This window comes from Myxococcota bacterium, assembly GCA_035498015.1.
In the GTDB taxonomy this organism is placed as follows: domain Bacteria; phylum Myxococcota_A; class UBA9160; order SZUA-336; family SZUA-336; genus VGRW01.
In genome coordinates this window covers 51,072-59,042 of sequence record DATKAO010000149.1, presented here as the reverse complement: position 1 = coordinate 59,042, position 7,971 = coordinate 51,072, and the positions used below count along the sequence as shown (strand labels likewise).

Here is a 7,971-nt window from a genome sequence, read left to right as displayed (position 1 = left end):
CCCGGGAAGCCGATCCCGTGCGCCGCCAAGCCGAGTCTCTCGGCGACCGAGATCCAGACGATCGCCAAGGTGATCGGAATGCCGGTGCGCCGTTCGAGCACGTCGTTCAGGAAGCTGTTGCGCGCGTCGTAGTAGTCGGCGCGGTTGCCGGAGAAGCCCGACTCGCGGTACAGGAAGTCGTTCAGACGCTCCACCCGCTCCAGCGCGTCCGCGCCGCGAGTCACTCGCGACATGGCCGCGGCCGCGAGCGCGTCGAGCTTCGCGAGCTGTGCCGCGACGTCGAGCTCCGGGTACTCCTCGGCGGCGATCCAGAGCGCGGCCTCGGCCAGGTCGATGCGCGGATCGTCGAGCGCCGCGATCCGCTCGAACTGGACGCGCGCGGGTGACTCGAGCACGCGGTGGGCGGGGGCGCGGGCCTCAGCCCTTCCCCGCCACCTCCGTCTCGAGGTAGCGCACGATGTCGGCGGACTCGTGCATCCAGCGCGGCTTGGCCGAGCCCTCGATGCGCAGGCAGGGCACGGTCTGGCGGCCGGTGGCGGCGACGAGCTCCTCGCGGTACTTGGCCTCTTTGTGGATGTCGCGCAGCTCGATCTCGAGCGACAGCCGCGCCATGGCCGAGCGCACCCGATCGCAGTAGGGGCAGCCGTCGAAGTGATACAGCGACAGACCGGGAACCTTCATCTTCTCCTCGCGCGGGAGGGCGCGTCGGAGCTTACTTCACGCCGAGCGAGTAAGGTACCCGTCGCGATGCGACGCCTCGCGCTCCTGCTCGCCGCGTTCCTGCTGGCCTGCGCCCCGTTCGCGCCGGCTCCGCCGCCACAGGCCCCGCCCGAGGCGGCGCCCGCGGGCCCGGCCGAGCCGCCGCCGCCGCGCATGCTCCAGGAGGCCGAGCTCGCCGGCGCGCTGCCCGCGCGCGCGGATCTCGCGCCCTGCGGCGAGCGCCTGTGCTGGCGCGCGAGCAGCGGGCCCCAGTACCCGATCCTGCGCGCGCGCGAGCGCGATTGGCTCGAGCTCCAGACCGAGCTCGGGCCGCTGCGCTCGAGCTGGGGGCTGCTCGCGCCCTCGAACTCGGACCCGCTTCGCGACCTGCCGCAGATGCTCGCGAACGCCAAGGCGGCGGGCCTGCACGGCGAGGACCTGGTGTTCTACGAGGAGGAGCTCTCGGGCGGCTACCTCGTGGGCCCGCACCTGTACGTGATTCGCGAGGGCGTGCTGCGCGAGATCGGCCGCGCCGAGCTCGCCGCCAAGAGCCGCAGGGAGCACGCCCGGGCGCGCGAGCGGGTCGAGCACGCGGTCGCGGCGCTGGTCGAGTCACTGCCGCGCGCGAAGCTGCAGCCCGAGAGCCGCCCCGCGATTGCGGCCATCCTGGCGCAGATCCCGCTCGAGGACTCGCAGACCAGCTTCGACTACGTGCCGCCGAGCTTCGCGCGGCGCCTGGTGCGCTTCGGCTGGCTGGCCGCGCTGGGCGCGCCGCAGACACTCTGCGACGAGCTGCGCCGAGCGGTGCTCGAGGCCGAGAAGCTGCGGCCCGTCGCGCGCTACACCGGTCGTGACTCGACCTTCGAGCTGGTCGAGGATGCCTACGGCGCGCGCGTCTGGACGCTTGCGACCCCGCGCCGCGTCGGTTACTCGCGAGTCGCGGCGCCGCCCGCCTACTACACCAACGGCAAGAGCACGCGGCTCGTGGTCCACCTGCCGGTCGGCGCGGACCCCGTGCGCGACGCCGCGCGCTACCAATCCGCCGAGCTCTACGCCGGCGCGGACCGGCTCGCGGCCTGGGATCCCGAGCACGGCCTCGCCGCCGACGACGACATCTGGCGCTCCGCCTTCCCGACCAAGGGCGAGGGCGTGGAGTGGGCGGCGCTGCCGGACGCGCTGCCGCCGCACGTGCTGGTGACCGAGCCGGACGGCGACGTGCTCGCGCTGGCGACACGCTTCGGTGTCGTGCACCCGGCGCGCAGCGGCGGCACCGCCGACGACGAGAAGTTCTACGCCGAGGCGGCGCAGGCGCTCCCGGACGCCGCGCACCTCGACCTGATCGGCGAGTATCTCCTGGTCTACGCCTTCGACAGCCCCGACCCGCGCAACCCCGCGCTGCTCGGCACGCGCATGGTGAGCGGCGACATCCACCAGACCGCGTCGGAGACGCTCGCGACCACCACCGGCGGCCTGATGCGCGGCGACTGCGACGACCTGTCCGAGCTCGACCAGGAGATCGCCGGGCGCCAGGGCCGCAACGCGCAGATGATCGGGCTGCCGGCGCACGCGGCGCTCGCCTGGGCCGACAAGCAGCCCGACGGGAGCTGGCTCACCTACATCCTGCAGACGGGCCAGCCGCTGGCGTTCCCGGGCGCGACCCTGCCCGACAGCCTCGAGCTCACCTACAAGAGCTTCGGCTCGAGCGAGCTCTTCGACCGCACCAAGCTCGAGATCCTGCTGCGCTTCTCGGGCGAGAACACGCGCTCGAGCTGGTATCTCTCGTGGCGCGTCTTCGCCGACCCGGAGTACGCGCGCACCATGATCGACGTGCAGCGCGACTGGCACTTCCAGACCTACCAGCGCGCGATCGTGAAGATGACCGACCGCATCGCGTCGGGTGACCAGGACCCCGCGAACTACACCGAGCTCGCCGGGCTGTACCACTACACCGGTCAGTACCAGCTCGCCGCCGACGCGCTGGTCGAAGCGGTCGCGCGCAGCGACCCGGGCCAGACGCGCGTCTCGATGGAGATCGACCGCGTGGTGGCGCTGGCCAGCGCGGGCAAGAAGGACGAGGCGCGCGCGCTGGCGCGCGAGCTGCGCGAGCACGAGATTCCAGAGCTCGAGGACAAGATGGGCCTGCGGCTGGCCGAGGCGAAGCTCTCGCTGGCCGACTCGGTGATGGTCGAGAACTGCGACCCCGCGCTCGCGCTCGAGATCCTCGCCAACGACGTGACTCCCGAGACCGTCTCCGCCATCGACACGCTGGTCGAGTCACTCAAGAAGAAAGACATCGACATGGAGAGCTGGCGCCTGCAGACCGAGCCGGTCCGCGACCGCGTGCGCTGGTACGTGTCTTCGAGCATCGCGCTGTTGTTCGCGACCCGCGAAGGCGAGCTGGCCGACTCCGCGGCGCGCGCGGTGCTGACCGGCACCTCGCTGCGCTGGCTGAACGAGCTCGGCTTCCGCGAGCTCGATCCGGCGGAGAGCCCGCTCTCGCGCTACGCCGTGCTGGGGCGGCTGCTCGAGGCCACCTCGGACCCGAACGAGGTGCTGGCCAGGATCGAGGCTGCGCCGCTGCCCGACCCGCCCGTGATCGACCACACCCAGCGCGGCAGCGGCCCGGAGCAGCTGGCGCGCGACTTCTCGTTCATCCGCATCTCGCCGGCGTTCTGGTCGAGCGAGATCGCGGCCCTGTTCGCCAAGGAGAAGAAGTCGCTCGACCCGGCGCGCGTGGCCTATCTCGCCCAGCGCGCCGTAAAGGCGCGCGACGAAGCCGACTCACTGGGCCTGGACCACCGCAGCTTCGAGCACGAGCTGCGCGAGATCCGGCTCGTGACCGCGCTGGTCGAGGGCGACGAGCCGAAGCTGCGCGCCGAGCTGCGCGACATCAAGCAGGAGAACGACCGGCGCATCCGCATGAACGCCGCCAGCTGGATCGCCACCGTGGCGCGCTTCCAGACCGTGCCGCGCTTCGCGCGCATCGTGGAGATCTGGCGCGAGGAGGTGGACTACAAGCCGATGTGGTTCTGGATCGCCTGGAACGCGGCGCTCGCCGGCGCGACCGACCACGCGCTCCTGGTGGCGCGCACCGCGGCGCGCGAGAACCGCGACGACCGCGCGTTCGTCGAGGAGTACCAGTTCATGCAGCGGCGCTTCACCGGCCCGCAAGCTGGCGGTACGCCGCAGCCTGCATCAGCGAAGCCACGAACGCCGCCGGAATCACTCCGACGATCAGGAACAGGAAGCCCAGCATCGTGGTCAGTCCCGACACCAGCCCGAGCAGGAAACACAGTCCGAGCTGGTTGGCCGTGGCGTCCCAGCTCGCCCGCACCGCCTCCGACGGAGTGAGTCGCTGGTCCACCAGGAAGTACCAGACGAACGACAGCCGCGGCATCACGCCGATCGACCAGCCCATGCTGGCGACCGTGCCCAGCACCATGAGCGGCATGGAGTGCACGACCTGCCCCAGGTGCGAGACCGACTGGCCCGCGAGCATGATCACCAGCATCAGCCCCGACAGATTCAGCATGCCCGACAGATTTTCGCGGTAGCTCTCGAAGCCCGAGAACAGGTCCCGGACCTCGCCCTCGCCGTCGAGCACGTTCAAGAGGAGCCGCCACCAGCCCCACCACAGCACCGGCCAGACGACCACGACGCCGATCAGCGTGCAGGCCGAGAGCAGCGCCACCAGGCCGCTCACGATGCTCGCGCCCAGCAACAGCCCCAGGTTCGGCCAGACGGCGCCCCAGGCCTGCCGGAAGGCCTCCCCGATATCGATCAGGCCCCCTCCGCCCGAGCGCAGCGCGGGCTCGGCCAGCGCGGCCATCGGGGGCGCATAGCGTTGGTCGGACATGCCCACTTATCGACCCCCGCGCGGCGGGGCTCGAGGCCCACGGACGGTTGACCCCAGCCAGCGCGCGTGGGAGCTTTCTCGCCATGGATCCCGCGAAGCCGAGCTTGCAGGCGCTCGCCGAGCTCGAGGGAGTGATTCTCGAGCTCGAGCGGGCGCGCGCCGCCCTGCCGCAGGCGATCGAGAGGGCCGAGGCGCGCAGCAGCGCCGCCAAGGACGAAGCCGCCCGCCTGCGCGGCGAGCTCGACGGGGTCGAGAAGCTGCGCCGCACGCGCGAGGCCGAGGCCCAGGACGTGTCCGCCAAGCGCGACAAGCTCCATGCCCAGTCGGCCGTCGTGAAGACCAACAAGGAGTACACGGCGCTGCTGCACGAGATCGACGCGCACCAGAAGCGCATCGCCGAGATCGAGGACGAGATACTGGTCGCGATGGAGCGCGCCGAGACACTCGGCGACGACGCGCGCCGCGCCGACGCGAGCGCGCGCCAGGTGTCGCAGGAGGTCGCCAAGGAGACCGACGAGCTGCGCGCGCGCCTGGCCGAGGTCGAAGAGCGCCACGCGGCCACGGTCGAGGAGCGCAGCAAGCTCCTGGTCGCGTTCGGCGGCCAGGTGCAGGCGCTGTATACTCGGGCGGTGAAGGCGCGCGGCTACGGCATCGCGCGCATCGAGCAGGCGACCTGCTCGGGCTGCCATCGGTCGGTCCCGCCCGAGATGCAGAACCGCGTGACGGCAGGTGAAGTGCACATCTGCGTGAGCTGCCAGCGCATCTTCGTGCCGGGCGCCGCGCGCTCCTGAACCGCACTTGCCGGACTCTGCCGCGCGCGCCGCAATCGTAGAATTTTCGCTTATTTTCCGATGAGTTAGCGGGTTCTCTCGACGGGGACCCGCGCAGCATTCGCCGGGTGCGGTTTGCTAGAATCGCGCCCCGGTCCTGGGGGCACACATGCTCGATCGAGATCGCTACTGGGATTGCCTGGACCAGGCGATGGAAGCGTCCTCCAACGGCCAGACGGACGAAGCGCTCGCTTGGCTGGAGGAAGCTCTGCGCGCGAACCCGACCGGCGCCGAGGCCCACAACAGCCGCGGCGAGATACTCTGGGACAACGCGCGCGCCGAGGAGGCGCTCGAGGAGTTCGAGCGCGCGATCGAGGCCGACGGCGAGTATCAGCCCGCGCACCTGAACCGCGTCGAGATCCTGATCGAGGAGTTCCAGGAGCACGAGGAAGCGCTCGACCTGTCCGACGAGCTTTTGCAGGGCTCGCTCGAGAAGCCGATCGAGGCCGAGGTCTACTATCTCAAGGCCAAGGCGCTGTTCTATCTCGACGACCTCGAGGGGGCGCTGTTCCTGCTGCGCCGCGCGATCAAGATCCAGGGCGAGGTCGGCATCTACCGCGGCTTCGAGGGCCAGGTGCTGTTCGAGCTGGGCAACTACGACGAGGCCCGGCGCTCGCTCGAGCGCGGGCTCGCGCTCGAGCCCGAGTGCGCACACAGCACCTATCACATGGCGCTGGTCATGGAGCACACGGGTCAGCTCGAGAACGCCGAGCGCTCCTTCGCCAAGGCGGCGCGGCTGGCGCCCGAGCTGTACCCGCTGCCGACCCGCATCGACGATGCGGAGTTCGAGGCCGCCGCCGACCAGGCGCTGCGCAGCCTGCCTGAGCCCATCCGCAAGTACACCGAGAACTGCCCGGTGATCGTCGAGGACCTGCCGAGCGAGGAGCTCGTGCGCCAGGAGTTCGTCTCGCCGCAGGTGCTCGGGCTGTTCTCGGGCGTGGCGGCGACCGAGCCGGGCGCGAGCCCGACGCTGGGCACGCTGCAGCGCACCGACACCGACAAGATCCTCTTGTTCAAGCGCAACCTCGAGAAGATCGCGATGAACCGCGCGGAGCTCGTGGAGCAGATCCAGATCACGGTGAAGCACGAGATCGGCCACTACCTCGGCATGGACGAGGAAGAGGTCGAACGCCTCGGCCTTGGCTGAGCGCAGCGCGTCGCTCGCCCACCGCCTGCGCGCCATCCGCGACGTCGCCGAGGTCCTCGACCGGCGCGCTGAGCTGTTCTCCTACGAGTCCGACGGACTCACCCTGGAGCGCGGCGCGCCGCTGTGCGTGGTCTTTCCGACCACCAGCGAGTCACTCGCGGCGGTGGTGCGAGCGTGCAACCAGGCGGGCGTGGCCTACGTGCCGCGCGGGGCGGGCACCGGTCTCTCGGGCGGGGCCACGCCGGTGACCGGGGGCGTGGTGATCGAGTGCTCGCGCATGAACCGCATCCTCGAGATCGACGCCACCAACCGCACCGCCACCGTGCAGCCCGGGATCGTGAACGAGCACCTGTCGGCGGCGGTGCGGCCGCTGGGCCTGTTCTACGCGCCGGACCCGTCGAGTCAGTCCGCCTGCACGATCGGCGGCAACGTGGCCGAGAACAGCGGCGGGCCGCACACCTTGAAGTACGGCACCACGAGCCCGCACGTGCTGGCGCTCGAGGTGGTGCTGCCCGACGGCGAGATCGCACAGCTCGGCCGGCGCGACGGCCACGCGCACGGCTTCGACCTGCGCGGCGTGTTCGTGGGCTCGGAGGGGACGCTCGGCATCGCGAGCGCAGTCACCGTGCGGCTGATGCCGCAGCCCGAGTGCGTGCGCACGCTCCTGGCGAGCTTCGAGAGTCTCTCGGCCGCGTGTGAGTCGGTCTCGGCGGTGATCGCGCGCGGCATCGTGCCCGCGGCGCTCGAGCTGATCGACGACCGCACGATCGCCGCGGTCGAGGCCTCGGTGTTCGCGGCGGGCTACCCCCGGGACGCGCGCGCGGTGCTCCTGGTCGAGCTCGACGGCGCGCGGGCGCCGGTCGAGGCCGAGCGCGCGGAGATCGAGTCGCTGTGCCGGGGCCGGGGCGCGCTCGAGGTGCGGGTGGCGCGCGACGAGGCCGAGCGGCTGGCGCTGTGGCGCGGCCGCAAGGGCGCGTTCGGCGCCATGGGGCGGCTCGCGCCCGACCTGTACGTGCACGACGCGGTGGTGCCGCGCACCAAGCTCCCGGAGGTGGTCGAGGCCATCAACCGCGCCGCCGAGGCGCGTGGCATCCAGATCGCGAACATCCTGCACGCGGGCGACGGCAACCTGCACCCGAACATCACCTTCGACCGGCGCGACCCGGAGCAGCTGCGCACGATCAAGGAGGTCGGCGCCGAGATCCTGCGCATCTGCGTGGCGGCGGGCGGCATGCTCTCGGGCGAGCACGGCATCGGGCTCGAGAAACTCCAGCACATGTGTCTGGTGTTCTCCGAGGCCGACCTCGAGCCCATGCGCTGGGTCCACGACGTGTTCGACCCCGAGGACCGCTGCAACCCGGGCAAGCAGATCCCCGCGCCGCGCGCCTGCACCGAGAGCAATCCCCGACACCGGGGTTATGGGCAGGTAAGCTTCTAGC

General features: G+C 71.2%; 6 protein-coding genes. 4 read left to right on the top strand and 2 right to left on the bottom strand.

Going from position 1 to position 7,971, the window contains the following annotated elements; genetic code table 11:
• Together VMR86_13740 and VMR86_13735 are read right to left on the bottom strand one after the other, a co-directional pair.
• Positions 1–395: transglutaminase-like domain-containing protein (locus tag VMR86_13740; GenBank protein ID HTO08106.1), on the bottom strand; the 395-nt coding region annotated here is incomplete at its 3' end.
• A 22-nt stretch (positions 396–417) separates the two neighbouring features.
• Positions 418–681: a glutathione S-transferase N-terminal domain-containing protein gene (locus tag VMR86_13735; protein ID HTO08105.1), complete on the bottom strand. Its 264-nt coding sequence runs from the start codon at positions 679–681 to the stop codon at positions 418–420.
• A gap of 66 nt (positions 682–747) precedes the next feature.
• Here VMR86_13735 and VMR86_13730 point away from each other — a divergent pair, with 66 nt between their 5' ends.
• The 4 genes from VMR86_13730 (at position 748) to VMR86_13715 (ending at position 7,970) form a co-directional block, all read left to right on the top strand.
• Positions 748–4,050, top strand: a complete 3,303-nt coding sequence (locus VMR86_13730; protein HTO08104.1) for a hypothetical protein — start codon at positions 748–750, stop codon at positions 4,048–4,050.
• 588 nt (positions 4,051–4,638) lie between these two features.
• Entirely contained in the window at positions 4,639–5,346 is a 708-nt protein-coding gene (locus VMR86_13725; GenBank protein ID HTO08103.1) for a hypothetical protein, read from the top strand.
• A 190-nt stretch (positions 5,347–5,536) separates the two neighbouring features.
• Entirely contained in the window at positions 5,537–6,532 is a 996-nt protein-coding gene (locus tag VMR86_13720) for a tetratricopeptide repeat protein (GenBank protein HTO08102.1), read from the top strand.
• On the top strand, positions 6,525–7,970 hold the full coding sequence (locus VMR86_13715) for an FAD-linked oxidase C-terminal domain-containing protein (GenBank protein HTO08101.1): 1,446 nt from the start codon (positions 6,525–6,527) through the stop codon (positions 7,968–7,970). The genes VMR86_13720 and VMR86_13715 overlap by 8 nt, the downstream gene beginning before the upstream one ends.
• The last annotated feature ends 1 nt before the right edge of the window (position 7,971 follow it).